We start from the raw sequence: 25916 nt of genomic DNA on the forward strand, positions 1-25916 counted from the left end.
TTGCTCGCCTATGCCTGGGTCGACGGCGGAGAGGAGCCGCTGCGCCCCATCGCCGAGCCTGTCGAGGTTCCGGAGGTCGCGCGATGAACCGTTTTGCTTTGTTCGGGGGCGCTGCGGCGCTGGCTCTCGCCTCGGGCCTGGCGTTTGCCCAGTCGGCGCCCGAATCCCTGCTGCCTCCCGGGTTTGACGACCCCGCGCCGACGCCCAGCCCGACTGCCCGTCCGACCGCCGCTAGTCCTCAACCGGCCCAGCCGTCACAACCCGGGGCACCCACGTCGCTGCCGGTCATCCAGCCAATCCCGGGCGGCTCGCAAGCACCGAGCATCCCGCTCGAAATTCCTGCTCTGGGCGGAAAGCTCCCTACGCTCGAGGAACTCGAGAAAATGTCGACCGACGAGCTCGACGAGCTTCTCGGTCTCAAGCCCAAGATCGACATTCCGGCGGGCGCGCGGCGCTCGCTGGAGCGAACCGGGGTGCTGGCCGCATCGGAAGGCGGATTGCCGGCACGATCGCTGGCCAATCAGCCGGCATCGCTCGTGCGCGCGGCACTCACGGGTGCGAAGCGCCCCCTCGTTTCGCGCTGGGGTCATATCCTTCTCCGGCGCGCGCTCGCCAGCCGGCTCGAGTCCCCCTCGCAGATGGACCCGGTCGAGTTTGCCGCACTTCGGATCGAGGCGCTCAATGCAATGGGCGAGTTCTCGGTCGCCCGGGCGGTTGCGCAGGACATCGATACCGCCAACTGGACGCCGAAGTTCACCGCTGCCGCGCTCGATGCCTATGTCGGTACAGCCGATCTGGTCGGTGCGTGCCCTGCAGTCCGTTTGCAGGGCAACCGGCGCGAAGACGGCACGTGGCGCCTGTTCCAAGGTATCTGCAACGCCTATGCTGGCGAGGGCGCGCGGGCGAAGACGGACATCGAGCGCGTTCGTTATCGCGGAGAGGCCGCCAATATCGATGCGCTGCTCGCCCAGCGCCTTGCCGGTGCAGCGGGGCAGGGGCGCGGCGCCGTTACCATCGAATGGAAGGGGGTGGACGAGATTACACCCCTTCGCTTCGCCCTGGCCAACGCAGTAGGCGAGCCGATACCCGAGGGGCTCATGGAAGAGCTCGGGCCCTATTACGACCGGGTGGCGGCGACTGCGCCAATGCTGTCCCTGCCGCGCCGTATCGCGGCGTCCGATACCGCCGCGAGGGAGGGTATCCTTTCGGCGGCGGCGCTGGTCGACCTCTATTCGCAGCTTTACGCAGAACAGGAAGCCGAAGGCCCCGAGGTGACGCGGGCCTCGCTGTTGCGGCAAGCGTATGTTGGCGCGGATGCGGCGGCGCGGATGGATGCAATCCGCCAAATCTGGGCGCCGGGAGCAGGCGGGGCCATCGACTACGGTCGCCTGGTCCTGACCGCATTTGCCGCCGCGCGGGTCGAGCCGAACGACGCTTTCGAGGACGATGCCGGAACGCTCGTCGCATCTATGCTGGCGGCAGGATTCGAACGCGATGCGCTGCGCTGGACCGAAGTCGCGCCGCAGGGCAGCCTCGCATGGGCACAGCTGGTGTTCGCCAATCCCCGCGGCACCCAGGCGGTCTCGTCCGGTGCGATCGACGACTTTATCGGCGACGATTCAAGTTCCGAACAGCGCAAGTCGCAGTTTCTTGTTGCCGGGCTCGCGGGGCTCGGCCGGATCGATCAGGGGGACGTGAGCGGCTTCTCCAAGGACCTTGGCATGAATCTCGGCGCTCCGACACGTTGGACGCGCGCGATCGACGCCGCCGCCGCGGTCGACAACCAGGCGCTCGTGGCTTTACTGGCCGGGCTGGGAATGCAGGGCGATGGGTGGGACAGGATGACCGCGCGCCACCTCTTCCATATCGTTTCGGCATTGAACCGCGTGGGGCTGTCGGCCGAGGCACGGATGATCGCCGCGGAGGCGGTCGCGCGCGGCTGATGGCCGGCCCCAGGTGAGCGCGGTCGAGGATTTTCTCGCGATGCTCGCTGCAGAGCGCGGCGCGGCGGCCAACACCCTGGCAGCCTACCGGCGCGATCTGGAAGGGGCGGAAGAAGCGATCGGCGAACTTGCAGCGGCGGATGGATCGGCAATCGCCCGGCTCGGGACGCATTGGTCTCGCCTTGCTCCGGCCACGGTGGCGCGCAAGTCCTCCGCGCTTCGCCAGTTCTACGGTTTTCTCGTCGATGAGGGGCTGCGCGCGGACGATCCCTCGAACGCGCTTCCGCGACCGGCTGCGCGGCGGCCGCTGCCTAAAATCCTGACTCATGCCGAAGTAGACAGCCTTTTCTCCCGCGCGGAAGAAGAAGCGCGCGGCGACTCTCCGGCGGCGGTTCGCCTCCTGACGCTGATCGAGATGCTGTACGGTTCGGGATTGCGCGCGACCGAGCTCGTTTCGCTCCCTCTCGCTGCGGTGCCCCGCGATGCCCCTTTCGTGACCGTCACGGGCAAGGGCGGGCAGGCTCGCATGGTACCGGTAGGCGGGCGAGCGCGCGCCGCGCTGTCGCGCTGGCTGGCCGTGCGCCCGGAGGGCCGGTTCCTGTTCCCTTCACGTAACGGCAAGCACCTGAGCCGCGTGCGATTGTTTCAGTTGGTCAAGGAGCTTGCCGAGCGGGCCGGCATCCCGCCAGAAAAGGTCAGCCCGCATGTCCTTCGCCATGCCTTCGCGACCCATCTGCTGGAGGGCGGGGCGGACCTGCGCGTGCTTCAGACACTTCTCGGTCACGCCGACATCGCGACGACCCAGATCTACACGCACGTCGATTCGGCGCGGCTCGTCGCGCTCGTCAATGAACGGCATCCGCTTGCACGCGCGCGCAACCGCGACTAGCTGCCTGCCGATGCATTCCTATCTCGAATTCGAGAAGCCAGTCGCTCAGCTCGACCGGCGCATTGCCGAACTGCGGTCAGCTGCCGATGGCGACGAGGTGGACATCTCCACCGAACTCGCACGGCTCGAGGCGAAGAGCGGCGAATTGCTCGCGGCCACCTATGCTGCGCTCACGCCGTGGCAAAAGACCCAGGTGGCCCGGCATCCGGCGCGGCCGCATTTCCGCGATTTCGTTTCGCACGCGTTCGACGAATTCGTGCCGCTCGGCGGCGACCGGCTTTATGGCGACGACCAGGCGATCATGGGCGGTCTGGCGACGTTGGGGGGGCGCCGCGTCGTCCTGATCGGTCACGAGAAGGGGCACGACACCGAAAGTCGCATTCGTCACAATTTCGGCATGGGAAAGCCCGAGGGCTATCGCAAGGCGATCCGGTTGATGGAACTCGCCGGGCGGTTCGGCCTGCCTGTCGTCACGCTGGTCGACACTTCGGGCGCTTTTCCCGGTATCGAGGCCGAAGAGCGCGGTCAGGCCGAGGCAATTGCCCGGTCGACCGAGGCTTGCCTGGCGCTCCCGGTTCCGATGGTCGCTACCATTGTGGGCGAGGGCGGTTCGGGGGGCGCAGTGGCTCTCGCTAGTGCCGAGCGGGTCCTGATGCTGGAGCACGCCGTCTATTCGGTCATCAGCCCCGAAGGATGCGCGTCGATCCTGTGGCGTACGGCGGAAAAGGCCCCCGAGGCGGCCGAAGCCATGAAGGTCACCGCGCAGCATCTGGAGCGCCTGGGCGTGATCGACCGGATCGTGCCGGAACCGGTCGGTGGAGCCCATCGAGATCCGCAAGCGACCGCAAAGGCGCTGGGGCAGGCGATCGGCGAAGAACTCGACGAGCTGTCCAAGCTGTCGCCCGAAGCCCTTCGGCGGCTTCGTGAAGAACGTTTTCTGACCCTCGGCGTCGCCTGACGCGCATCCTTCGAGGGAACCAAGCCCGCCCGAGGCGGGTTCCAAGGCGTGCAAACCCAATCAATCGCGGCGCGCGGTGGACCGCCGCACACGTCCTTGGAGATCATAACGATGACTCGACTACGCACTAATTCGCGCATGGCGGCGCTTTTCCTGAGCGCCGCAGCCGTGACCATCAGCGGCTGCGCTACGACTGCCGAAGCGCAAAGCACGGCCACACAGATTACCCCGGCCGAAGCCAAGCAGGGTGCGGAAGCGCATCCCCAGCTTCTCCAGGAATTCGGCGGTGCGATGACCGGCACCCACGCCCAGTATGTCGAACAGGTGGGCAAGAATATCGCGGTGCATTCGAGCCTTTCGAACGCCCGGGATGCGTTCACCGTCTCGCTGCTCAACAGCGCGGTCAATAATGCTTTCGCGATCCCCGGTGGCTACATTTATACGACCCGTCAGCTTGTCGGTCTGATGAACAACGAGGCCGAACTTGCCGGCGTTCTTGGTCACGAAGTCGGCCACGTTGCGGCGCGGCACTCGCAGCGGCGGCAGAAAGCGGCCACGCGAAACTCGATCATCGGACTGCTGGGTTCGGTCCTGACCGGCGCTGTTCTGGGGAACAGTCAGATCGGCCAGACGCTTGCCCAAGGTATTCAGCAGGGCACTCAGATGCTCACGCTCAAGTTCTCGCGCAACCAGGAGCTCGAGGCAGACCGCCTCGGCATCCAGTACCTGCGCAGCGCGGGTTACGACCCGCGGGCCATGTCGACCGTGCTGCAAAGCCTTGCCAATCAGAACGCGCTCGACGCGCGTCTCCAGGGACGCAATGACGCGCGCATGCCGGAGTGGGCATCCACCCACCCGGATCCTGCGAGCCGCGTCCGGAATGCTGCATCGCTAGCAGGCAACGCGTCAGGCGTAACGAACCGCGACACTTTCCTCACCCGCATCGACGGAATGACCTATGGTGACGATCCCGCGCAGGGCGTGATCGAAGGCAGCCAGTTCATTCACCCCGATCTTCGGCTCACCTTTACCGCGCCGAACGGGTTCTACATGGTCAACGGTACCCGCGCGGTGTCGATCAACGGACAGAGCGGCCAGGCTCAGCTGACGACCGCTCCGTATAGCGGTAATCTCGAGAACTACGTGCGGCAGGTCTTTGCAGGCCTGAGCCAGCAGCAGCAGATCGCGCCGCAGACGCTCCAGCGCACTACGGTCAACGGTCTGCCTGCAACTTATGGCACGGCGCGTGTGAATTCAGGGAACGGCCAGGTCGATGTCGTCGTCTTCGCCTATGAGTTTTCGAACAATCAGGCGTTCCACTTCATGACCATCAGCCAGGCCGGTCGCTCGGGCGTATTCTCGCCGATGTTCAATTCGATGCGCCGGATCAGCGCCAACGAAGCGGCACAGGTGATTCCCCGCGTGATCGACGTCGTGACGGTGGGTTCGCGCGATACCGTTCAGTCGCTGGCCGCACGAATGGCCTATACCGACGCGCAGGAACAGCGCTTCCGCGTGCTCAACGGCCTTTCGTCCAACGAAGGGGTGGTCGCCGGTCAGAAGGTCAAGCTGGTCGTTCGCGGCCGCTGATAGCTGGGTTTGCAAAGAAAAAGGGCGGCGGGATCACTCCCGCCGCCCGATTTTTGTCGATCTGATGGTTAGATCAGTTCGCCATCTTGGTTTCGACTTCCTTGAAAGTCGCGCTCAGCTGGTTGCCGAGGCCCTGCATGGCGGCGATCGCGGCAACCGCGATGAGCGCGGCGATCAAGCCGTATTCGATGGCGGTGGCGCCCGCTTCGTCGCGGACGAGGCTCTTGATGAACTGCATGTGTCGTCTCCTGGTTCAGTCTTCGCTACCCGGCCCGTCCCGCACCCATATTTGCGGTCGGGGCTGATCGTGTGAGATACGGATAGGTTATTGAGAAAATCCTAACCGCATCCCGCCTTAGTTTCGTGTTGCCTCGATCTTCTCGGCGACCCCTTCCCACATGGCGATGGAGGTGTTGCCGAAGTTCTGGACAGCAGCGAGCATGGCGAGGAAGATCAACGCCAAGATCAGTCCGTATTCGACGGCGGTGGCCCCCGAAATGTCGCTGGCAATTGCTTTGATCAGCTTGCGCATCGGCATTGGTTGTTGTCCGTCGAATACTTCCTGACAGCATGCGTTTTGCGCGCTCGGGAGTTAAGAAAAGGTTTCGAAGGACGACGCGGATGGAAAGAAATCCGACATGGATACCCGTGGTCGCCGCGGCCATCGCCGACACCGAGGGGCGATTTCTCCTGCAACAAAGACCGATCGACAAGCATCACGGGGGGTTGTGGGAGTTCCCCGGAGGCAAGGTCGAGGCGGGCGAAAACCCGCGGTTTGCGCTTGTCCGGGAGCTTAACGAGGAATTGACCATACTGGTCAAAGAGACAGCGCTGGTGCCGATCGCGTTCGCCGAAAGCCCACCTGACAATCCATCTCCGGGGATCGTCATGCAGCTTTACAAAGTTGTCGAATTTCAGGGTATTCCCGTAGCTGAGGCGGGCGCTGGGCTGGGCTGGTTCGCGCTTGCCGAGGCAGCCGGTCTGCCGATGCCGCCGCTCGATGTCGCGCTGGTCGATCTCCTTGCCGAACGCGCGCAATAGGTGTTGCCAAGGGTGGTTGCGGTGCCTATGTGGCCCCCTCTCAAGCGCGCCCGTAGCTCAGCTGGATAGAGCATCAGACTACGAATCTGAGGGTCGGACGTTCGAATCGTTCCGGGCGCGCCAATTTTCCAGGCCATCTCCGCAAGGGGGTGGCCTTGAACGTTTCTGAGGCGGGCGCACCTTCCATCGACAATCCAGGGTACTCACGGCACAATCGGTCGTGCGGTTGCAAGGAACTCTCGCCATTCCCGCCTGTTCAGCATAGGCAATCGGAAACGGCACCGGGGGGAAAATTGGCCGACCAGCCCACGAAGACCGGCGAGATCCAGTTCACCGACTTTTCGGCTGAACCCGGCGTATGGCGCTATGCGCATGTTGAACGCGCCAGCGTAATCGTCGACGCCGAAGACTATTTCGCGCTGATGCAGAAAGCGATGCTCAAGGCGCGCAGGCGAATCATGCTGATCGGGTGGGATTTCGACACCCGAATCCACCTGGCGGTCGGTCGCCGCTGGTTCAGTCGCCCGTTCCGGCGAGACCACCCGCGACGGCTGGGAAGCTTTCTCAACTGGCTCGTCAGACACCGCGACGGACTGGAAATCGGCATTCTCAAGTGGGGCGTCGGCGTGTTCCAGTTCGTGATGCGCGGCTACATGATCGTCGACGTGATCCGCATGGCTGCCAAGAAGGGCATCACTTTCAATTTCGACAACCATCATCCAGTGGGATGTTCACACCACCAGAAGATCGCTGTCCTCGATGACAAGCTGGCGGTCTGCGGCGGCATCGACATGACGCAGGACCGGTGGGACACGCGCGAGCACATCGAGAACGATCGTCGCCGACGTCGGCCGCGCGGCCTGAAGTACGGGCCCTGGCATGACGCGACCATGATGCTGGAAGGCGAGGGCGCCCGTCACCTCGGGGCACTGGGTCGCGAGCGCTGGCATCGGGCGGGGGGCGATGTGCTCTCGGAAGTCGAACTCCCGGAAGAAAGCCTCTGGCCCGAAGACCTGCCCGTCCAGTTCGAGAACGTGGAAATCGGCTTCGCGCGTACCCGAGGCGAATACGATGACCTCGCCGAAATTCGCGAGATCGAGCGCCTCCTGCTCGACCAGATCGCAGCGGCGAAGCGGTTCATCTATTCCGAAAACCAGTATTTCACGTCGCCGAAGATCGCCGAGGCGATCATGAAGCGGCTGCAGGAAGACGATCCACCGGAGATCGTCATGGTCCAGCCCGATGCCGCGGACGGATGGCTCGAGCAGCAGGCGATGGATCACGCGCGCAATTGCCTTCTCCATTCGATCGAGGAGGTCGATCACAAGAAGCGCTTCGGTCTATTCGTTCCCTGGACCGGCGAGACGAAGATCTATGTCCATGCCAAGCTGACGATCTTCGACGACACGGTATTGCGCATCGGTTCGGCGAACTGGAACAACCGATCGATGGGGCTCGACAGCGAATGCGATGCATTCATCGACTGCTCGCGTCCGGGCAACGAGCATGCGGGAGACGCGATCGCGGCTCTTCGCCGATCGCTGCTCGCCGAACATTGCGGGATGGAGGAAGACGCGGTCGCAAAGGCGCTGGAAGCGGACGATTCGATGCTCGGCTTCATTGAGCGGTACGGGCGTGCGAACAGTCGCCAGCTTCGGCGTTTCGTACCCCCGGAGGTGGGGGAAATCGAGGAAACCCTCGCAGGCTCCCAATTGCTCGACCCGGAGCATCCCGACGATATGTTCGAGCCGTTTGCCAAGGGCGGTCTGATGAAGCAGGGCAGTCTGCTCAACCGGACATGGAACCGGGTTCGGTGGAAAAGGAAAAAGGCATCATGAGCAGCCTGGTCGGACCAGACGAAGACGATCCGCGCGGAAAGCCCCCTGTCCCCGAACATGTGCAGGACGCCATCCGCACTCTCATCGAGTGGGCGGGCGACGATCCGACGCGCGAGGGCCTGCTCGACACGCCGGCCCGCGTCGCGCGAGCGTGGAAGGAATACTGCCTCGGGTACGGCGAGGACCCCTCGGTCCATCTGAGCCGCATTTTCGAGGAAGTTGGCGGCTATGACGAGCTCGTGCTGCTCAGGGACATTCCCTTCCAGTCGCATTGCGAGCACCACATGGCGCCGATCATCGGCAAGGCCGCGATCGCCTACATGCCCACCGACCGTGTCGTCGGAATCTCGAAGCTCGCGCGCGTCCTGCACGGCTTTGCGAGGCGACTGCAGGTCCAGGAGCGGCTGACTGCGGAAGTAGCAAAATGCATCTGGGATCACCTGAAGCCGCAGGGCGTGGCAGTGGTGATCGAAGCGGCGCACTCCTGCATGACTGCGCGCGGGGTTCGGACGCCGGGCGTCTCGATGGTCACGAGCAAACTCTATGGATGTTTCCTCGACGACGAGCGAAGCCGCGAGGAAGTGCTCAAGCTGATGGGTTACTGAACCGCCGGGCTGTCCAAGCGCAGCCGGCCCAGATGGCGAATCCCGCGACGAGATCGGTCACATAGTGCCCGCCGATGGGGATCGTCGACACGATCACCGCCGCGGTCCAGGCGACTGCCAGCCAGCGCAGCCGGGTATCGGCCAGTGCCTGGACTGCGAGCAGGGCCAGCACCGTATGGAAGGACGGGAAAGTGACCAGCCCGCTCATTTCGGACAGCCGCAGGACAGGGTCACTCCCTTGATGGAACTGTCTGAATGCTTCCAGGTGGTAGACGCCTGCACCTGACGGCAGACCGTTTCCTTGCAGGTCCAGCATGTCGAGGTGGGCCATCGCGCCGATCGCCGGAAAGGCGATCGACAACAGAGCGACCGCCTGCATCGACACGACTACGGTGGCCAACAGCTCCCAGGCCTTTGCACGGTGACCGGCAACGGTCCTCGCCGCAATGAGCACGACGATCGCGGCGCCCGACGCGTTGTAGATCCAGGTCAACGCGTCGATCGCCCATGCATGAGCGACCATCGCCCGGACCGCCCGTTCGACGTCGATGCCCACGGCTGCATCGGCTGAGGCCAGCCAAACGTCGATCGGGGCCGCGCCGAGTCGCAAGCCGGCATTCGAGATCACGCCGCAAGCCATCAGGGCAACGGTGCCGATCGCGACGATTGTCGCCGCATCTCCCACGCGCGGATCGAGCTTCCTGAACCGGCACCAACCGGCAAGGCCGATCATGCACGCGGCAAGCGCCAGGAACTGCAGGAAGCCGGCGGCTTCGAACCTCATGCCGGCTGACGGGACGATGGCGAGAGCGGCCAGTGAGGCGACCAGCAACGTCGCGGCGATGAGGATGGCAAGCGGGCTCAAAGCGACGTCACGCGATCCGTCACTGCCGGAGGCTGAAATGGAAAGGGCGGCAGACGTTTGCACGCTGCCGCCCTAATCCGATTTGGTTTATTTCAGGTTGTCAGAGCTGGCCGAGGAGGTGCTCGGCGCTCGAGACCGAGAAATCGCCCGGCGCCTCGACGTTGAGTTCCTTGACCACGCCGTCCTCGACGATGGCCGACCAGCGCTGGCCGCGCTTGCCGAGACCGAAGGCGCTTCCGTCCATCGTCAGGCCCATGGCCTCGGCGAAGTCGCCGTTGCCGTCGGCCAGCATGGTGATGTCGTCGGACCCTGCGGCCTTGTTCCAGGCGCCCATCACGAAGGGATCGTTGACCGCTGTCGCCACGATCTCATCGACGCCCTTGGCCTTGAGCTCGCCGGCCTTGTCGACGTAACCGGGGAGGTGCCGCGCCGAGCAAGTCGGGGTGAACGCGCCGGGGACCGAGAAGATCGCGACCTTCTTGCCCGCAAAATAGTCTGCACTCTGGACCGCTTCCGGGCCCGCTTCGGTCGCCTTGACCAGCTTCACGTCGGGCAGCTTGTCGCCCACCTTGATCGTCATGTCGGAATTTCCCTTCGCTGTCCCGTCCGTCTGCCCGTCGAGATAGCGTGCGAACGCCGGGGCGCAAGCGCTTGAGGGCTGCGGTCGCGGTTAATTTCGCTTCACCTTTGGCGTTTAAGAACAAGTAAACGCATTGGGATCAGTCTCCATCACAGGCGGGCAGGGGTGCTCGCTGCAAAGCGCGGGCCGGGGTGGGGCCCGTTCAGGGAGACTGGGGTCATGAAATCCATTGCCAAGCTGGCGGCCGTTCTGGCCGCGGTATCGACGCTCGCCACCTTTCCGCAGACCGCCATTGCGGGTGCCACGGACGATGCCGCGAAACTTCGCCGCCTCGACATCATGCTGATGGTCAGTTCGTTGAGGTGCCGGTTCGGCCCGGACAATTTCCAGGCGGACTATTCCCGGTTTGCCACGAACCACAGCCCGACGATGGGCCAGGCGTTCCGCACGATGCAGGCCGATTACGTCGCGCGGATGGGGCCGGCGCGGGCCAAGAAGGCCCTCGACACGGTAAGCGTCGGCATGGCCAATCAGTACGGCCAGGGTCACCCGTGGCTCGGCTGCTCCGAGCTCAAGGCAATGACGAAGGATCTGGCCGCAACGCAGGATCGGGCACGGCTGGTTGCGGCAGCCGACGAAGTGCTCGCGGACCGGCCAGCGCAATTCGCTTCCCGCCGCTGAAGCTGGTCTCGACGGGGGGAAACGGGCGGCACCGAAAGGTGGCCGCCCGTTTTTTTGCGGTTGTGCCATCACATATAAAGGAAGCTTTATATTTGCCTTCCGAACACGCGAAGGCTAGGGGTCGCGCCATCCCGATATTCTGGAGAATTTCCCCGTGGCCACTTCTGCCGACACCCTGAACCGTGATTACGTCATCAAGGACATCAACCTCGCCGAATTCGGCCGCGACGAGATCGCGATCGCCGAAACCGAGATGCCCGGGCTGATGGCGCTGCGCGAGGAATACGGAGCCTCGCAGCCGCTCAAGGGCGCACGCATCACCGGTTCGCTCCACATGACGATCCAGACCGCGGTGCTGATGGAGACGCTGGTCGCTCTCGGTGCGGAGCTGCGCTGGGCCACGTGCAACATCTTCTCCACGCAGGATCACGCCGCCGCGGCGATGGCGGCGGCGGGGATCCCGACTTTCGCGATCAAGGGCGAAACCCTGGCCGAGTACTGGGACTACGTCGGACGCATCTTCGACTGGTCGAGCGAAGACGACCAGGACCGCACCTGCAACATGATCCTCGACGACGGCGGCGACGCCACGATGTTCGCCCTTTGGGGCGCGCGGGTCGAGGCGGGTGAGGACCTGTTCGAACCCTCGAATGCCGAGGAAATCGAATTCGTCCGCGCGCTCAAGGCGTTCCTCAAGGCCAAGCCGGGCTACCTCACCGCGACCGTCCGCAACATCAAGGGGGTCTCGGAAGAGACGACGACCGGCGTCCACCGCCTCTACCACCTCGCCAAGCAGGGCAAGTTGCCGTTCCCCGCGATCAACGTGAACGACAGCGTGACCAAGTCGAAGTTCGACAACCTCTATGGCTGCAAGGAATCGCTCGTCGACGCGATCCGCCGTGCGACCGACACGATGCTCGCCGGCAAGGTCGCCTGCGTTGCCGGCTTCGGCGACGTCGGCAAGGGCAGTGCCGATTCGCTCCGCAACGGCGGCGCGCGCGTGATGGTGACAGAGATCGATCCGATCTGCGCGCTCCAGGCCGCGATGGAAGGCTACGAAGTCGTCACGATGGAAGAGGCGGTGAAGCGCTGCGACATCTTCGTCACCGCGACCGGCAACGAGGACGTGATCACCGCCGAACACATGAAGGCGATGAAGAACATGGCCATCGTCTGCAACATCGGCCACTTCGACAGCGAAATCCAGATTTCGGCGCTCGACAATTACGACTGGAAGGAAATCAAGCCGGGCACCGACCTTGTGACCTTCCCCGACGGAAAGCAGATCCTGATCCTCGCCAAGGGCCGTCTCGTGAACTTGGGATGCGCCACCGGCCACCCGAGCTTCGTCATGAGCAGCAGCTTCACCAACCAGACGCTGGCGCAGATCGAGCTGTTCACCAATCCGGGCCAGTACAAGAACGACGTCTACGTCCTGCCCAAGCACCTCGACGAAAAGGTCGCGGCGCTTCACCTCGAGAAGCTCGGCGTGAAGCTGACGACGCTCAGCAAGCGGCAGGCGGATTACATCGGCGTGCCGGTCGAAGGGCCCTTCAAGCCTGATCACTATCGTTACTAAGTTGCCCAATATCGTTGCATGGCGCGGTCAGCGCGCATAGCTGACCGCCCATGCAACTGAACGCCACCGCGCTTGCGCTCCTCGGCCTCCTGCTGGCCGTCTGGGTCGCAGGTGCCGCGTGGATGATGATCGCTGCCGGCGGCAAGGCGCGCAAGGCGGAAGCCACCCGCAAGGCTGCGCGCCGCATGGTCCGGATGATCGACGAATCACCGGCAATTCCCGTGATCGTCCGGGTGGACGGGCGAATCGAGGCGAGCGAGCGGCTCGCCGGATGGCTTGGGCTATCCAAGCTGCCGCAATATCTCAGCGACCTCGCCGGAGCGGAAGGTGGCAAGGGCATTTCGCCGGAGCAACTGGCCGAGCTTTCCGCGAATGTTTCGCGGACGCAGAAGACCGCCGCGCCGTTTCGCATGGCGCTTACCCCGCCGGGATCGCAGCGCAGCCTCGCGGTACGCGGCGTGCTTGCCGATCCGCAGGTATCGCCGGGCGGTTCCGCGCTGCTTTGGGTCTTCGATTTCTCCGAGAGCCAGAACGAGCTTTCGCGACTGCGCTCCGAAGCGGCGCGCGCGAAGGGCGACTTTGCCGCGCTCGTCGGGCTGATCGAGGCGGCCCCGCTTCCGATGTGGTTCCGCGGCCCGGATTCCCGGCTCAAGCTCGTCAACCGCGCCTACGTGGCTGCGGTCGGAGGCGAGAATGCCGAGACGGTTGTCGAGCAACAGGTCGAGCTGGTTGAATCGGTCGACGGTCTGACCGCGGCCCAAGTTGCAGGGCAGGCGGCCCAAGCGAAGACTCCGGTCGAGCGGATCGTGGCCGCGACGATCAATGGACAGCGCCGGTCGCTGCGGGTCAGCGACCTGCCTCTCGGCGAAGAAGGCGTCGCCGGGTACGCGGTCGACATCGAGGAGATGGAAGAGCAGGCCCGCGCGTTCAGAGCTTTCCGCGAAGCCCAACGGGACATGCTCGACCAGCTTTCGGTCGGCGTGGCGCAGTTCGGCGCGGACCGAAGGCTGCTGTCGGCCAACCAGCCTTTCCGGCGCATCTTCGCCATGCGGCCCGGCGCTGTCGAAGGGATCGAATTCGAGCGCCTTCTCCGCGAAACGCGCGAGGCCGGGCGCACTCCGGAAGTGCGGGACTTCCCGGCATGGCGGGCAGAACGCGCGGACTGGTTCTTGGCCGACGAAGCGGTCGAGGAAGCCTGGCCGCTGAGCGATGGCACCCATTTGCGGATCGTTGCGCAACCCATGCCGGACGGCGGTCTCGTCCTGATCGCAGAGGACAGGACCGAGAGTCTCGCGTTGTCCGCGACCCGGGACACCCTTCTCCGTACGCGAACGGCCACGTTCGACAGCCTGTTCGAAGCGCTCGCCGTTTTCGCGCCTGACGGACACATTCAGTTGTGGAATCGGCGCTTCGCGGCGGCTTGGGGTCTCGACCAGGCCGATATCGACGGCCACCCTACGGCCGACGAGCTGATCGAGAGAATCGCCCCGAACCTGTCGAAGCCGAAGCAGGCGAAGGCCATCGGCGACGTCGTTCGCGGCGCCACGCTCGATCGGCGCCAGACGGGTGGGCGGGTGTCGCTCGCCGATGGACGCACGCTCGAGATCGCCGGCGTGCCGCTACCGGACGGAAACGGATTGCTCACGGTGCTCGACATCACCGACTCGCAGAATGCCGAGGACGCCTTGCGCGAGCGGGCGCAGGCGCTGGAGGCGGCCGACGAGGTCAAGACGCGGTTCCTCGCCAACATGAGCTACGAGTTCCGTGTACCGCTCACATCGATCAGCGGCTTCGCCGAGCTGCTCGAAGCTGGGGTCGCGGGGGAACTCTCCCCACAGGCCCGCGAGTATGTCGGGGCCATTCTCGAAGCAGTGCATCGCCTGACCGACCAGGTCGAGAACGTACTCGACCTCTCACAGAGCGAGGCTGGCCTTCTGCCGCTCGCCAGGGAAAAGCTCGACCTGCTGCCTTTCGTCACGCAGGTCGTCCGCGAGCGTGAAGCCGCCATCGTCGACGGGGGGCTCAGCCTCGACCTGCGCGGCGGTGGAACATCGAAGGTCGAAGCCGATCCGCGGCAGCTGGGCCGCGCGATCGGGCATTTGCTCGACAATGCCATCGCCGCGACGCCGAAGGGCGGAAAGATCCTCGTCGACCTCTCGCGCAAGAAGGACGGGGTGCGCATCGTGGTTTCCGACAACGGCAGGGGCATGAGCAAGGACGAACTGCGCCGAGCGGTCGAGGGACTGCGCACGGGAGCGGACGGCAAGCCCGAGCGCCGGCAGGGGCTCGGCATCCCCCTCGCGCGCCAACTCGTCGAAGCACACGGCGGAACTCTCGACATCGTGTCTCGTCGGGGTGAGGGCACGTTCGCGACCATCCACCTCCCGTGAGGCTGGAACTGCCCGATCTTGCAGCGATGGAGTCGCTCGGCCACCGTATCGCAACGCGCCTGCGCGCAGGGGACGTCGTTGCCCTTTCCGGCGGACTCGGGGCCGGGAAGACAACGCTTGCGCGCGCAATCATCGCGGCGCTCGGCCATCTTGGGGAAGTCCCGTCTCCGACCTTCACGATACTCGAAACCTACGATGCGCTCGAGCCGCCGCTCGTGCACGCGGACTTCTACCGTCTGGAGAGCCCGTTGGAGCTCGCGGAGCTCGGGCTAGACGATTATCGCGAAGGCGCGGTGCTGCTTGCCGAATGGCCGGAAAATGCCGGCGGCTTCGACAATGAGCCGCAATGCCTCTCAATTGCGTTGGAAACTCTGGGGAAAGGCCGCGTCGCGATTGTCGAAGGCGGGGCGGATTGGCTAGGGCGCTTGCCATGAATTCCCTGCCCGACGGCCTGACCGATTTCCTCGCACGAGCCGGATGGGCCGGCGCGGCGATATATCCCATTCCCGGTGACGCTTCCTTCAGGCGCTACTTCAGGGTGCAACATGGGCAGCGCAAAGCGATGCTGATGCATGCGCCGCCGCCGCACGAAGACCCGAAACCGTTCCTCCACGTCGCCCGGTGGCTGACCGAGAACGCGATGCGGGCACCGGAGATCTATTCCGCCGACGCTGGCGAAGGATGGGTGCTGCTCGAGGATTTCGGCGACGACCGGATGCGCGACTGGCTCGACGCCAACCCCGACGGGGAGTTCGAAGCGTATGCGCGCGCGATCGATGCGCTGGTCGCGCTCCATGCTCTCCCCGCAGGACCTTTCGAACCCTACGACCTGCAGACCTACCAGCGTGAATGCGACCTGCTGACAGAATGGTACTGCCCGGTGGCGGGTCTTTCGATCGATGTGCCGGGATATATCTCGGCTTGGAAAGACGTCCTCACGCCGATGCTCGACCGGCAGAACCCGGGCGTGACCGTGCTGCGCGACTACCATGCGGAGAACATCATGTTGCTGCCCGAGCATGGCCAGGGACTGATCGACTTCCAGGACGCGCTTGTGGGCCATCCCGCGTACGACCTCGTCAGCTTGCTGCAGGACGCGCGGCGCGACGTTTCAAAGGAACTCGAGCGGGCGATGCTCGACCGCTACCAGTCGCAGGTCGATGCAGGTGCGGACTTCGAAGCCGACTACGCCCGGCTCGGTGCGCAGCGCAACGCCAAGATCGTCGGCATCTTCACCCGGCTCTACAAGCGGGACGGCAAGCCGCGCTACCTCGACATGATCCCCCGCGTCTGGGAGGCGATGGAACGCGATCTGGCGCATCCGGCACTGGCACCGGTCGCCGCGTGGTTCGACGCCAACATCCCGCGTGCGCTTCGCGAAGCCGGGGGCGGGACGATCACGTGACTGCGCTCGCCAGCGACACCGCGATGGTCATGGCGGCCGGTCTCGGAAAGCGGATGCGTCCGCTGACGGCGGCGCAGCCGAAACCCATGGTGCGGGTCGCGGGCAAACCGCTGATCGATCATGCGCTCGATCGCCTTGCCGAGGCAGGTGTGGGGCACGCGGTCGTCAACGTGCATTACCTCCCCGAACCGCTCATCGCGCACATGAAGCACCGCAAGGCGCCCGAGGTCATCGTATCGGACGAGCGCGACCTGTTGCTGGAAACCGGCGGAGGCATGCTCAAGGCGCACCGCGCCGGGCTCCTGCCCGATCCGTTCTTCTGCCTGAACTCCGACAACATCTGGCTCGACGGTCCGCGCACTGCCTTTGCCGACCTGTCCGCCCGCTGGAACGCGGACGAGATGGATGCGCTCCTCCTCGTCGTGCCCCACGCACGGGCGGCCAATTTTCGAGGTCCGGGAGACTTCCACATGGACGGGATCGGCCGCCTGAGCCGCCGCAAGCCCGGCCGGATCGCGCCGTTCATCTACACCGGCATCCAGATCGTCTCGCACCGCCTCTTGCGCGATGCGCCGGAAGGCCCCTTCAGCACGAACGTGCTTTGGGAGCGCGCGCGGGAAGAAGGGCGCCTGTTCGGCACCAGCTTTACCGGTCAGTGGTTCGAGGTTGGCAGCCCGCAAGCGATCAAGCCCACAGAGGAGGCGCTGGCGAGTGGGTGATAGGGTCGCGCCGCAAGTCTACTCGATCGCCGCGCATCGCGGCTTTGCTGATGCCCTCGTCGCGGGATTGATCCCGCGCTATTCGGAACCCGATCTGGGGCTCGCCCGCCTTACGCTACTGCTACCCTCGACCCGCGCGGCAAGGACCGTGCAGGAAGCTTTCGTTCGTGCTTCCGGCGGAGGCCTCCTGATGCTGCGCATGGCGGTGGTGGGCGATCTCGATCTCGATGAGACGCTCGGCGCCCTGCTCGATCCACTTGGCAGTGCCGACATACCGCCCGCGGTCGAACCGACGCGCCGCTGGCTCCGGCTCGCCGAGATACTGCGCGACGAGATGGGCGCCGACGCTCCGCGCGGGTCCGCGGTGCTGCGTCTCGCGCGGGAAACCGCGCGGACGATGGACCGCCTCCTCGTCGAGGATATCGGACCGGAAGAACTTCTCCAGGACCGCGTGCTCGACCTCGTGGGCGACATGGCCGAGCACTGGCGGGCGGCCCTTCAGCGTTTTGCGCGGGTGCAGGCGCGTTGGCTGGCAGAACTCGAAGCCGCGGGACAGCTCGATGCGTCGGCCCGGCGCAATCGCCTGTTCGAGCATGCCGCGCGGCGTTGGCGGGCCTCTCCGCCTCCTACGCCGGTAATTGCTGCCGGCGTGACGTCGGCGGCGCCGGCGCTGGCCGGCCTGCTGCGCGTGGTGAGCGAGCTGCCATCGGGCGCAGTCATTCTCCCCGACCTCGACCTGTCGATGTCGGACGAGGTGTGGGAGGAACTCGGCGCGGCAGGTGCGGGAGAGAACCCCGGCGACCCGCCGTTCGCCCCCGGCGACGCGGTCACCCATCCGCAATATCACCTCAAGCTCCTGCTCAACCGGATGGGGGTCAATCGCGCCGAAGTGCAGCAGTGGCACCGTGCGGGGATCGGCAAGGGGCCGCCGGAGCGTACCCACGCGATCTCTTCGCTGTTCCTGCCACCGCAGGCGAGCCGCGCTTGGGTCCACCTGCCGGCCGACAAGCGTCGGCTCTCGGGCGTGCGGGTGATGGAAAGCGCCAATCCCGAGGCGGAGGCGCAAGCCATCGCGCTGCTCATCCGCGAGGCGGTCGAAGTTCCGGAGAGGAGGGTCGCGCTTGTGACCCCCGACCGAGGGCTGGCCAGACGGGTCGTTCAGCATCTCGCTCGCTGGAACCTCGTGGCCGACGATTCGGCAGGGCGCGCCCTCTCGGAAACGACCGCCGGCCGCTTCCTGCTCCAACTTGCGGAACTCGCTGGCGAGCGCGCCGCACCTGTCGCTCTCGTCGCCGCGCTTGCCAATCCGCTGGTCCGCATGGGCGAAACGCGCGGGGCGTGGCTCGATGCGCTGCGGGCATTCGAGCGGAAGCTGCGGGGACCACGGCCCGCGCCGGGCCTCGAGCCGCTTGGACCGATTGCAGCCGCCGCGCGAGTTCCGGAATGGTGGGGCGAAGCTGAAGCGATCCTAGCGCCGCTGTTGTCGGATGAGCGGCTGCCGCTCGCCGAATGGCTGGACCGTCTCGCCACCGCGGGTGAAGCGATGGCCGGGGCCAACCTGTGGGACCGGGAGGACGGCAGGGCGCTTGCCGCTTTCGTCGAAGACCTGCGTCTCCATGCACGCGATGCCGGGACCGTGCTGGAGGCGGACGACCTGCATTCGGCATTGCGCGATGCAATGGATGCGATCGCGGTACGGCCTCCGTATGGAGGACACCCCCGGGTCGCGATCTACGGTCTGATCGAATCGCGGATGGCGCGCGCCGATCTCGTCATCGCCGCCGGTCTCAACGAAGGGACCTGGCCGGCGCGCCCTTCGACCGATCCGCTGCTTGCGCCCGCAGTCCTGCGTGCTCTCGGGGTGCCGGGCGCCGAATTCCGCATCGGGCTTTCGGCGCACGACCTAGCCGCGGTGCTCGGTGCGCCGGAAGTGGTGCTGAGCCGCGCTCGCCGCGACGAGGGCGGCCCTGCCATCGCTTCGCGCTTCCTCCTGCGTGTCCAGGCATTGCTCGGGGAGCTGGGAGATGCGCACCGGGAAGCCCAAGCGCCCGCCATGGCCGCCGCAATCGACCACGCTCCGGCAGCCGAACCCTATCCGCGGCCGCAGCCGATACCCAGCGCGGCGCAGCGCAGGATCGCGTTGTCGGTTACGAAGCTGGATCGCCTGCGGGCCGATCCATTTCAGTTCTACGCTTCGAGCATCCTTCGCCTGTCCGAACTCGATGGTCTGGACGCGGAACCCAGCCCGGAATGGCAAGGCGAGCTGGCCCACAGGATCCTCGAACTCTGGCACGAGACCGGGCGTCCGCTCGCTGAGATCGCCGCCGAGCAGCTCCAGGCGATGAACGCGCACCCATTGGTGCGGGCGCTGTGGCGGCCCCGGCTGTTGCAGGCGCTCGAATGGGTCGAGAGTGCCATAGCGGCGGATCCTGCGCGCGGGCCTGTCCTGTGGGAAAAGAAGGGCGCGGTGGAATGGCGCGGCGTGGTCGTGAAGGGCCGGATCGACCGCCTCGACCGCCTCGCCGACGGCAGCTTCGCTGTGATCGACTACAAGACGGGGAGGCCGCCCAGCGGGGCTCAGGTACAGGAAGGGTACGCGCTCCAGCTCGGTACGCTCGGTCTGATGGTCGAGGACGGTGCGTTCGAGGGCGCCGAAGGTCCCGTCAGTCGTTTCGAATACTGGTCGCTCGCGCGAAACAAGGACGGCGGGTTCGGTTACATCGAGACCCCCGTGCTCGAAGGCCGCAAGCTCAAGGGCATCCCGGCGGACGAATTTCTGCCCACGGCGCGCGAGTTTCTCGACGACGCGCTCGATCGCTGGATACTCGGCAACGAAGCTTTCACCGCACGGTTGAACCCCGACGCACCGGGATACGCGACTTACGACCAGCTTATGCGGCTCGACGAATGGGTGCGGCGTGAAACCGAGGATCTGGCGTGAGCGGAAAGGTCCACCCACTCGCCGAGAACCAGGCGCGCGCGGTCGCCCCCGACCGCAGCGTATGGCTGTCCGCGTCCGCCGGCACAGGAAAGACGCAGGTCCTGTCGGCACGCGTTCTGCGTCTCCTGCTTCGCCCGAACGTATCGCCGGGACAGATCCTGTGCCTGACCTTTACCAAGGCGGGCGCGGCGGAAATGGCCGAGCGGATCAACGCGGTTCTGGCGCGCTGGGTGCGGCTCGAGGAGACGAAGCTTGCGACTGAGTTGATCGCGATCGGAGCGCCCAACGACGCGGCGACGATCGATCGGGCGCGAACCCTTTTTGCGAGCGTGCTCGATTGCCCGGGAGGCGGCCTCAGGATCGACACGATCCATGCCTTCTCGCAGTGGCTACTTGCGGCATTCCCCGACGAATCCGGGCTGATTCCGGGCACGCGTCCGATGGAAGACCGCGACCGCGACGTCCTGGCGCACAAGGTGCTGGCCGCGATGGTCGCCGAGGCGGAGGAAAAGGACGACGTCGGCGTGCTTGCGCCGTTGGGCATGCTCAGCGAGCGGATGGGCCCGGCGGAGGTGCCGCAGTGGCTCATGCGTTGTGCCGAAGCGCGCGAGATGTGGTTCGGCGCGGGAAGCTGGCAGCCGCCGATGCGCGACCGGGTCCGAACCCTGCTGGGATTGCCCGCCGATGCCGGCGAAGAAAGCCTCTCCGAGCTGTGCGCCGATGGCGTGTTCGACTGCCGGGCGCTCGAAAGAATGCGCGCAGCGAACATGGCATGGGGCACGGCGACCGCAGCGAAGTCGGTCGATGCTATCGCCGAGTTCCTCGCTGCGAGCGGGGTGGAGCGGGTTGCTGCTGCCGACAGGGTCGAGGCGGCGTTGTTCACCCAGAAAGGCGATCCCCGGTCGCTGGGCAGCCTGGAAAAGCACGACCCGGAGTACGCCGTCCACGCCGAAGCCGTCGCGGCTTCGCTTGGTGCCTTGCGCGAACGGCGGGTGTTGCTGGCACTCGCCGAACTTCTCGCACCGGCGCTCGAGCTCGGTCGTCGCTTCGCGCTCGCCTGGGAGGAAGCGAAGACGCGCGAGGGGCTGATCGACTTCGACGACCAGATCCGCCGCGCCGCCGCGCTGCTCTCGAATGCCGACGTCGCACCGTGGATCCGGTACAAGCTCGACCGGCGGTTCGATCACGTGCTGGTCGACGAGGCGCAGGACACCAATAGCGCACAATGGGACATCGTTCGGGCGATCACCGACGATTTCTTTGCCGGGGAGGGGCAGCGACCGGGTGTCCAGCGCACGCTTTTCGTCGTGGGGGACTACAAGCAGGCGATCTTCGGTTTCCAGGGAACGAGCCCCGAGAACTTCGCCGCAGCCCGGGGGTATTACCGCGATCTGATCGACTCGCTCGCGGCGGAAGATCCGTCAATCGAGCCGCTTTTGCCGCTGGGTCTCGGGCGGTCGTACCGGACCTCGCAACCTGTGCTCGACTTCGTCGATGCGGCCATCGCCGCGATCGGGCAGGGCGCCTTCGGCATCGGTCCCGACGAGACCGTCGAGCGGCACGTCGGCTTCGAACGGCCGGGCCTCGTCACGCTCTGGCGCCCGGTGAGCGCGCGCGGCGGCGGGGACGAGGAAGGCCCGGAAGACTGGTTGTCCGAACCCGAGCGGGCGATGGCGAACCGCATCGCGGACCAGGTCGCAGACTGGCTCAGGCGCGGCTTTCCCCTGTCGCGGGATGGGGGGCGTAACGCCGGACCCGGCGACATCATGGTCCTCGTCCGCAAGCGGCGCGAACTGGCAGGCCTTATCGTTGCGCGCCTTCATGCCGCGGGTGTTCCTGTGGCGGGTGTCGACCGCCTGCGCCTTGGCGCCCCGCTGGGCGTCAAGGACCTGATGGCCGCGTTGCGTTTTGCCGCGCAGCCGCTCGACGACCTCAGCCTCGCCAACCTCCTCGTCAGTCCGCTCATCGGGTGGAGCCAGGAAGACCTCCTTGCACACGGTTGGCGCGAGAAGGGACGGCTGTGGGATCATATCCGCCAGGGGACCGCTCCGCTTCAGCGCGCGACCGCGGACAAGCTGCGCGACCTGTTGCGCATCGCCGACTTCGAGCCACCGCAAGCGATGCTCCGCTGGATGCTGGTTGGCCCCTGGCAAGGGCGCAAGGCGCTCGTTTCGCGCCTTGGCCCCGAAGTGAATGACCCGGTCGACGAACTGCTCAACGCCGCAAGCGCTTATGCAGCGACTTCGACCGCCAGCCTTGCAGGGTTCGTCGCGTGGTTCGATTCGGGCGAGGGCGAACTGAAGCGCGAGAGCGATAACGGCGGCGGGCTCGTTCGGGTGATGACCGTCCACGGATCGAAGGGCCTTCAGGCGCCCATCGTGATCCTCGCCGACGCTGCCGGCAACCCGGATGCGTCCCGCACGCGCGGAATGGATCTGGCGGAAGGCTTGCCGGGCGGGGGCGGGCGCAAAGTGCCGCTGCCTGCGCTTCGCAAGGACGAGGTGGCCGGCCCCATCCGCGAGGCCGAGGCCGCCGTCAGAGCTGCCGAGCGCGCCGAGCACTGGCGCCTTCTCTACGTGGCGATGACCCGCGCGGAAGAAGCGCTGTTCATCGGCGGCGCTCTCGGCAAGCGGGAAACGGAGCCGGCGCCGGATTCCTGGTACGCACGCCTCGCTCCGCTGATGGAAGGTGAGGAGATCGCCGATCCCATCTGGGGAATGCGCCGGGAATGGGGGGCGCTCGGATCGCCGATCGCTCGCACGGTCGAGCAACTCCAAGCTCCGGTGTCGCTGCCGGCATGGGCGACCGCCCCGATCGGTCCGGAACCGCGCCCGCCGCGCCCGCTTGCACCGTCTGCAGCCGGTTCGGAACAAGGCAGCGATCCGCCGCTTTCGCCCGAGGTCGCGAGGGAGGCGGCACGACGGGGCGTCCTGATCCACCGGCTGCTTGAGCGCCTGCCCGATGTAGTGCCCGCCGAGCGCGAAATGACGGCGCGCGCATGGCTCGAACGCCAGGCCGGCTATCTGTCGCCCATCGCTCAAGCGGAGATGCTCGATAGCGCGCTCGCCGTGCTGTCGGAGCCGGGCTTCGCGCATGTCTTTGTGCCGGGCGCGCTTGCCGAGGTCCCGCTCGCCGCCAACGTGGAAGGCCTCGTTATCGCGGGAACCGCCGACCGCCTGCTGGTCGAGCGCGAGTGCGTGACTGTGGTCGACTTCAAGACCGCGCGCCGTCCCCCTGCCACTCTCGAGGAAGTGCCCGAGACGACGCTGCGGCAGATGGCTGCCTATGCCGCCGCGCTGGCCGCGATCTATCCCGGTCGCGCGGTCCGGGCGGCTGTGCTGTACACGCAGACGCCGCAACTTATCGAAATTCCTGAAGCCAAGCTGGCCGAGCGCAAGAGCCTCTTGTCGGCAAAATCGGAAAGCTTTCCGCTCCCGCCCGTTGAGTAGACGCGGACGATGCCTAGATTGGCGCCCGACAACAGGAGATTCCCCATGCCCACAATCGCCGTCACCGACGCCAGCTTCCAGTCCGACGTGCTCGACAGCGACAAGCCCGTGCTGGTCGATTTCTGGGCCGAATGGTGCGGTCCGTGCAAGATGATCGGCCCGGCGCTCGAAGAGATTGCTGATGAACTCAGCGACAAGGTGACCATCGCCAAGATGGACATCATGGAGAACACCGGCGTTCCAGGGCAGATCGGCGTCCAGTCGATCCCGCTCATGGTCCTTTTCAAGGACGGCAAGCCCGTCGCGCAGAAGCTCGGCGCTGCCCCGAAGAGCCAGCTCAAGGGCTGGCTCGAGAGCGAACTCTAGAGTTTCGCGTAGAGCGTCGCGAGCACGTCCCATAAGGCCGGGCTCGCGGCGCCGATTATCCCGGTGCGGTCGACCTCGTCGACCCGATAGGGCGATCCGTCCGGCCTGCAGACCTTGCCGCGGGCCTCGTTGAGCCACAGCACCCCGGCCGCATGGTCCCAGGCGAGCGTGCGTTCGAAGAACGACACGTCGTTCTCACCCAGCGCGAGTCGAGGATATTGTTCGGCGGCGCAGCGCGGCGTTTCCACGACGCGATAATGCGGCGCTACGTGGTCGTTGACGGCCTTGCGTCGATGCTGGTCGAGAAAAATCACCGAAATCGCCGCAACCGGCGGCTCGTCGCCTGTCGGCCGGGCCTCGACACGGTCCCCGTTGACGAAGGCACCTTCGCCGCGCCGCGCGTGACAGAACCGGTCACGCACGGGATCGTAGATCCATCCTGCGATCGCCTCCCCTGCATCCGCCAGGGCGACCATGATGCCGAATGGCGACTTGCCGTGTGCATAGTTGTGCGTCCCGTCGATCGGATCGACGATCCAGCACTGACCGGACAGATGATCTAGCACCGAAGGGTCGGCGTGCGCCGCCTCCTCGCCGACGATCGGGACATCCGGAGCGAGCTTCGTCAGCGCCTCGGTGAGGAACGCCTCTGCTTCGCGGTCGGCGACGGTGACAAGCTCATCCTGCGCCTTCTCGATGATGTCGCCTTCGGCAAGGTTGCGCCAGCGCGGCAGGATCGTGCGCTGCGACACGAAACGCATCAGCGCCAGCATCTCGTCGTCGAGCGCGCTCATCGTTTGCGGCCCATCACGAGCGGTAGTCGGCGTTGATCGAGATGTACCCGTGGGTGAGATCGCAGGTCCACACGTTGGCGCATCCATCGCCGAGCCCCAGGTCGATCTCGATGACGACATCCTGCCCTCGGAGGTGCTCGGCTACCGGTGCCTCGTCGTAATCCGCCAGCGGCTGCCCGTCGCGCGCGGCCCAGGTGCCGCCGAAGCCGATCGAGAGCCGGTCGCGATCGGCGGGTTCGCCGGCCTTGCCGACCGCCATCACCACACGCCCCCAGTTGGCGTCTTCCCCCGCGATGGCAGTCTTCACCAGCGGGGAGTTGGCGACAGCGAGGCCGACCCTGCGCGCACTTTCGTCGCTCACGGCACCAGTAACCGCGATCTCGATGAACTTCTGCGCGCCTTCGCCGTCCCGAACGACGAGGTGGGCCAGCTGGCGGCAGACGTCGTGAAGCGCGGCGGCGAAGGCATCCGCGCCGGGATCGTCGAAGGTGGCGAGGGGGGTGTTCCCCGCCTTCCCGGTCGCGAAAGCGAGGACGGTGTCGCTCGTCGACGTGTCGCCGTCGACCGTGATGCAGTTGAAGGTTCCGTCGCTTGCAGCCGAAAGGCATTGCTGGAGGAAGGGTGCCGCAACCGCGGCATCGGTGAACACGTAGCCCAGCATCGTGGCCATGTCGGGCGCGATCATCCCGCTGCCCTTGACGATGCCGACCAGCGTGACCTTTTTATCGCCCAGCATTGCGGTGGCCACCGCGCCTTTCGTGAAGGTATCGGTGGTTCCGATCGTGGCCGCCGCGTCTTCCCACGAGCACTCGGGCGCTGCAAACACGGCGTCGAGTCCCGCGCGCGCCTTGTCCTTGGGCAAGGGAACCCCGATCACACCGGTCGATGAGACGAACACATCGCTCGGCTCGCATCCCAGATGCGCGGCCACCTGGCCCATGATCGCCTCGACCGCCTCGCGTCCGCGATAGCCTGTGAAGGCGTTGGAATTACCCGCGTTGACCACCAGCGCGCGGGCGCGGCCGAGCACGACCTGCTCGCGGCCCAGTTCGACCTCGGTGGAACAACAGACGTTCTTCGTGAACACGCCCGCAACGGTTGTGCCTTCGGTCAGTTCGACAAACGTCAGGTCGCAGCGTCCCCAGTCCTTGTATCCTGCGCGGGCAATGCGCGGCGTTGCACCCGCGATGTGCGGCGCTTCGGGAAAGGGGACAGCGAGGGGGGATACGGTGGACACGCGCTTACCCTTTTGTAATCGTGGCGCAATAGGGACGGAAAGTAGC

Annotated in this window: 22 protein-coding genes and 1 tRNA gene; 17 read left to right on the plus strand and 6 right to left on the minus strand. The window is 65.8% G+C overall.

Translation table 11 applies throughout. The features are described 5' to 3' along the window. The first annotated feature begins 83 nt into the window (after window positions 1–83). The 4 genes from A6F68_RS09380 (at window position 84) to A6F68_RS09395 (ending at window position 5380) form a co-directional block, all read left to right on the plus strand. A complete protein-coding gene (locus A6F68_RS09380; RefSeq protein WP_067679064.1) occupies window positions 84–1943 on the plus strand; it encodes a hypothetical protein in 1860 nt (619 codons plus the stop codon). Between the two features lie 13 nt (window positions 1944–1956). Next, complete coding sequence (locus A6F68_RS09385) at window positions 1957–2832, plus strand: tyrosine recombinase (RefSeq protein ID WP_157096701.1); 876 nt, start codon at window positions 1957–1959, stop codon at window positions 2830–2832. A 10-nt stretch (window positions 2833–2842) separates the two neighbouring features. Beyond that, window positions 2843–3790 carry an acetyl-CoA carboxylase carboxyltransferase subunit alpha gene (locus tag A6F68_RS09390; RefSeq protein WP_067679067.1) on the plus strand — a complete coding sequence of 316 codons (948 nt, stop codon included), beginning with the start codon at window positions 2843–2845 and terminating at the stop codon, window positions 3788–3790. A 138-nt stretch (window positions 3791–3928) separates the two neighbouring features. After that, the gene (locus tag A6F68_RS09395; RefSeq protein WP_232308107.1) at window positions 3929–5380 is read left to right on the plus strand and encodes a M48 family metalloprotease; all 1452 of its coding nucleotides are present in this window, start codon (window positions 3929–3931) and stop codon (window positions 5378–5380) included. A gap of 73 nt (window positions 5381–5453) precedes the next feature. Here A6F68_RS09395 and A6F68_RS09400 read toward each other — a convergent pair whose 3' ends face one another. Continuing rightward, window positions 5454–5618 carry a Flp family type IVb pilin gene (locus A6F68_RS09400; RefSeq protein ID WP_067679070.1) on the minus strand — a complete coding sequence of 55 codons (165 nt, stop codon included), beginning with the start codon at window positions 5616–5618 and terminating at the stop codon, window positions 5454–5456. Between the two features lie 117 nt (window positions 5619–5735). After that, window positions 5736–5912, minus strand: a complete 177-nt coding sequence (locus A6F68_RS09405) for a Flp family type IVb pilin (protein WP_084001914.1) — start codon at window positions 5910–5912, stop codon at window positions 5736–5738. A gap of 116 nt (window positions 5913–6028) precedes the next feature. Between A6F68_RS09405 and A6F68_RS09410 the strand changes: the two genes are divergently transcribed. The 4 genes from A6F68_RS09410 (at window position 6029) to folE (ending at window position 8864) form a co-directional block, all read left to right on the plus strand. After that, complete coding sequence (locus A6F68_RS09410; RefSeq protein WP_232308108.1) at window positions 6029–6421, plus strand: (deoxy)nucleoside triphosphate pyrophosphohydrolase; 393 nt, start codon at window positions 6029–6031, stop codon at window positions 6419–6421. A gap of 46 nt (window positions 6422–6467) precedes the next feature. After that, a tRNA-Arg gene (locus tag A6F68_RS09415) sits at window positions 6468–6544 on the plus strand. Between the two features lie 170 nt (window positions 6545–6714). Then, window positions 6715–8259, plus strand: coding sequence for a phospholipase D-like domain-containing protein (locus tag A6F68_RS09420; protein ID WP_067679079.1), 1545 nt, complete (start codon window positions 6715–6717; stop codon window positions 8257–8259). Continuing rightward, the gene (folE, locus tag A6F68_RS09425; RefSeq protein ID WP_067679082.1) at window positions 8256–8864 is read left to right on the plus strand and encodes a GTP cyclohydrolase I FolE; all 609 of its coding nucleotides are present in this window, start codon (window positions 8256–8258) and stop codon (window positions 8862–8864) included. Before A6F68_RS09420 ends, folE begins: the two co-directional genes overlap by 4 nt. Here folE and A6F68_RS09430 read toward each other — a convergent pair. Further along, window positions 8845–9729, minus strand: coding sequence for a phosphatase PAP2 family protein (locus A6F68_RS09430; protein ID WP_067679084.1), 885 nt, complete (start codon window positions 9727–9729; stop codon window positions 8845–8847). The two genes, folE and A6F68_RS09430, sit on opposite strands and share 20 nt — an antisense overlap. Window positions 9730–9829: 100 nt before the next feature. After that, complete coding sequence (locus A6F68_RS09435; RefSeq protein ID WP_067679087.1) at window positions 9830–10309, minus strand: peroxiredoxin; 480 nt, start codon at window positions 10307–10309, stop codon at window positions 9830–9832. Window positions 10310–10528: 219 nt separating this feature from the next. Here A6F68_RS09435 and A6F68_RS09440 point away from each other — a divergent pair, with 219 nt between their 5' ends. From A6F68_RS09440 to trxA, 9 genes are all read left to right on the plus strand, one after another. Further along, window positions 10529–10990 (plus strand): hypothetical protein, encoded by a 462-nt coding sequence (locus tag A6F68_RS09440; protein WP_067679091.1) that lies wholly within the window; start codon window positions 10529–10531, stop codon window positions 10988–10990. Between the two features lie 154 nt (window positions 10991–11144). Next, the gene (ahcY, locus tag A6F68_RS09445; RefSeq protein ID WP_084001780.1) at window positions 11145–12569 is read left to right on the plus strand and encodes an adenosylhomocysteinase; all 1425 of its coding nucleotides are present in this window, start codon (window positions 11145–11147) and stop codon (window positions 12567–12569) included. Between the two features lie 50 nt (window positions 12570–12619). Further along, a complete protein-coding gene (locus A6F68_RS09450; RefSeq protein ID WP_067679097.1) occupies window positions 12620–14959 on the plus strand; it encodes a sensor histidine kinase in 2340 nt (779 codons plus the stop codon). Further along, window positions 14956–15393 (plus strand): tRNA (adenosine(37)-N6)-threonylcarbamoyltransferase complex ATPase subunit type 1 TsaE, encoded by a 438-nt coding sequence (tsaE, locus tag A6F68_RS09455; RefSeq protein ID WP_067679100.1) that lies wholly within the window; start codon window positions 14956–14958, stop codon window positions 15391–15393. Before A6F68_RS09450 ends, tsaE begins: the two co-directional genes overlap by 4 nt. Next, window positions 15390–16364 (plus strand): aminoglycoside phosphotransferase family protein, encoded by a 975-nt coding sequence (locus A6F68_RS09460; RefSeq protein ID WP_067679103.1) that lies wholly within the window; start codon window positions 15390–15392, stop codon window positions 16362–16364. Before tsaE ends, A6F68_RS09460 begins: the two co-directional genes overlap by 4 nt. Beyond that, on the plus strand, window positions 16361–17083 hold the full coding sequence (locus A6F68_RS09465) for a nucleotidyltransferase family protein (protein WP_198152578.1): 723 nt from the start codon (window positions 16361–16363) through the stop codon (window positions 17081–17083). The genes A6F68_RS09460 and A6F68_RS09465 overlap by 4 nt, the downstream gene beginning before the upstream one ends. Beyond that, window positions 17076–20024, plus strand: a complete 2949-nt coding sequence (gene addB, locus A6F68_RS09470; protein ID WP_067679106.1) for a double-strand break repair protein AddB — start codon at window positions 17076–17078, stop codon at window positions 20022–20024. The genes A6F68_RS09465 and addB overlap by 8 nt, the downstream gene beginning before the upstream one ends. Continuing rightward, entirely contained in the window at window positions 20021–23473 is a 3453-nt protein-coding gene (addA, locus tag A6F68_RS09475; protein ID WP_067679109.1) for a double-strand break repair helicase AddA, read from the plus strand. Before addB ends, addA begins: the two co-directional genes overlap by 4 nt. Before the next feature lie 45 nt (window positions 23474–23518). Beyond that, complete coding sequence (gene trxA, locus A6F68_RS09480; protein ID WP_067679112.1) at window positions 23519–23839, plus strand: thioredoxin; 321 nt, start codon at window positions 23519–23521, stop codon at window positions 23837–23839. Here trxA and A6F68_RS09485 read toward each other — a convergent pair. Together A6F68_RS09485 and argJ are read right to left on the minus strand one after the other, a co-directional pair. Next, window positions 23836–24633: an inositol monophosphatase family protein gene (locus A6F68_RS09485; RefSeq protein ID WP_067679115.1), complete on the minus strand. Its 798-nt coding sequence runs from the start codon at window positions 24631–24633 to the stop codon at window positions 23836–23838. The two genes, trxA and A6F68_RS09485, sit on opposite strands and share 4 nt — an antisense overlap. 13 nt (window positions 24634–24646) lie before the next feature. Further along, window positions 24647–25870 carry a bifunctional glutamate N-acetyltransferase/amino-acid acetyltransferase ArgJ gene (gene argJ / locus A6F68_RS09490; RefSeq protein ID WP_067679118.1) on the minus strand — a complete coding sequence of 408 codons (1224 nt, stop codon included), beginning with the start codon at window positions 25868–25870 and terminating at the stop codon, window positions 24647–24649. Window positions 25871–25916 lie beyond the last annotated feature (46 nt).

It is taken from the genome of Tsuneonella dongtanensis (assembly GCF_001698205.1).
In the GTDB taxonomy this organism is placed as follows: Bacteria; Pseudomonadota; Alphaproteobacteria; order Sphingomonadales; family Sphingomonadaceae; genus Tsuneonella; species Tsuneonella dongtanensis.

Bases quoted from the DNA above. Each gene is read 5' to 3' on its own strand.
- A6F68_RS09390 (WP_067679067.1), top strand. From the start codon at position 2,843: ATGCATTCCTATCTCGAATTCGAGAAGCCAGTCGCTCAGCTCGACCGG.
- A6F68_RS09460 (WP_067679103.1), top strand. From the start codon at position 15,390: ATGAATTCCCTGCCCGACGGCCTGACCGATTTCCTCGCACGAGCCGGA.
- A6F68_RS09400 (WP_067679070.1), bottom strand. From the start codon at position 5,618: ATGCAGTTCATCAAGAGCCTCGTCCGCGACGAAGCGGGCGCCACCGCC.
- A6F68_RS09405 (WP_084001914.1), bottom strand. From the start codon at position 5,912: ATGCGCAAGCTGATCAAAGCAATTGCCAGCGACATTTCGGGGGCCACC.
- A6F68_RS09395 (WP_232308107.1), top strand. From the start codon at position 3,929: ATGGCGGCGCTTTTCCTGAGCGCCGCAGCCGTGACCATCAGCGGCTGC.
- A6F68_RS09485 (WP_067679115.1), bottom strand. From the start codon at position 24,633: ATGAGCGCGCTCGACGACGAGATGCTGGCGCTGATGCGTTTCGTGTCG.
- A6F68_RS09450 (WP_067679097.1), top strand. From the start codon at position 12,620: ATGCAACTGAACGCCACCGCGCTTGCGCTCCTCGGCCTCCTGCTGGCC.
- A6F68_RS09380 (WP_067679064.1), top strand. From the start codon at position 84: ATGAACCGTTTTGCTTTGTTCGGGGGCGCTGCGGCGCTGGCTCTCGCC.
- A6F68_RS09435 (WP_067679087.1), bottom strand. From the start codon at position 10,309: ATGACGATCAAGGTGGGCGACAAGCTGCCCGACGTGAAGCTGGTCAAG.
- A6F68_RS09440 (WP_067679091.1), top strand. From the start codon at position 10,529: ATGAAATCCATTGCCAAGCTGGCGGCCGTTCTGGCCGCGGTATCGACG.
- folE (WP_067679082.1), top strand. From the start codon at position 8,256: ATGAGCAGCCTGGTCGGACCAGACGAAGACGATCCGCGCGGAAAGCCC.
- trxA (WP_067679112.1), top strand. From the start codon at position 23,519: ATGCCCACAATCGCCGTCACCGACGCCAGCTTCCAGTCCGACGTGCTC.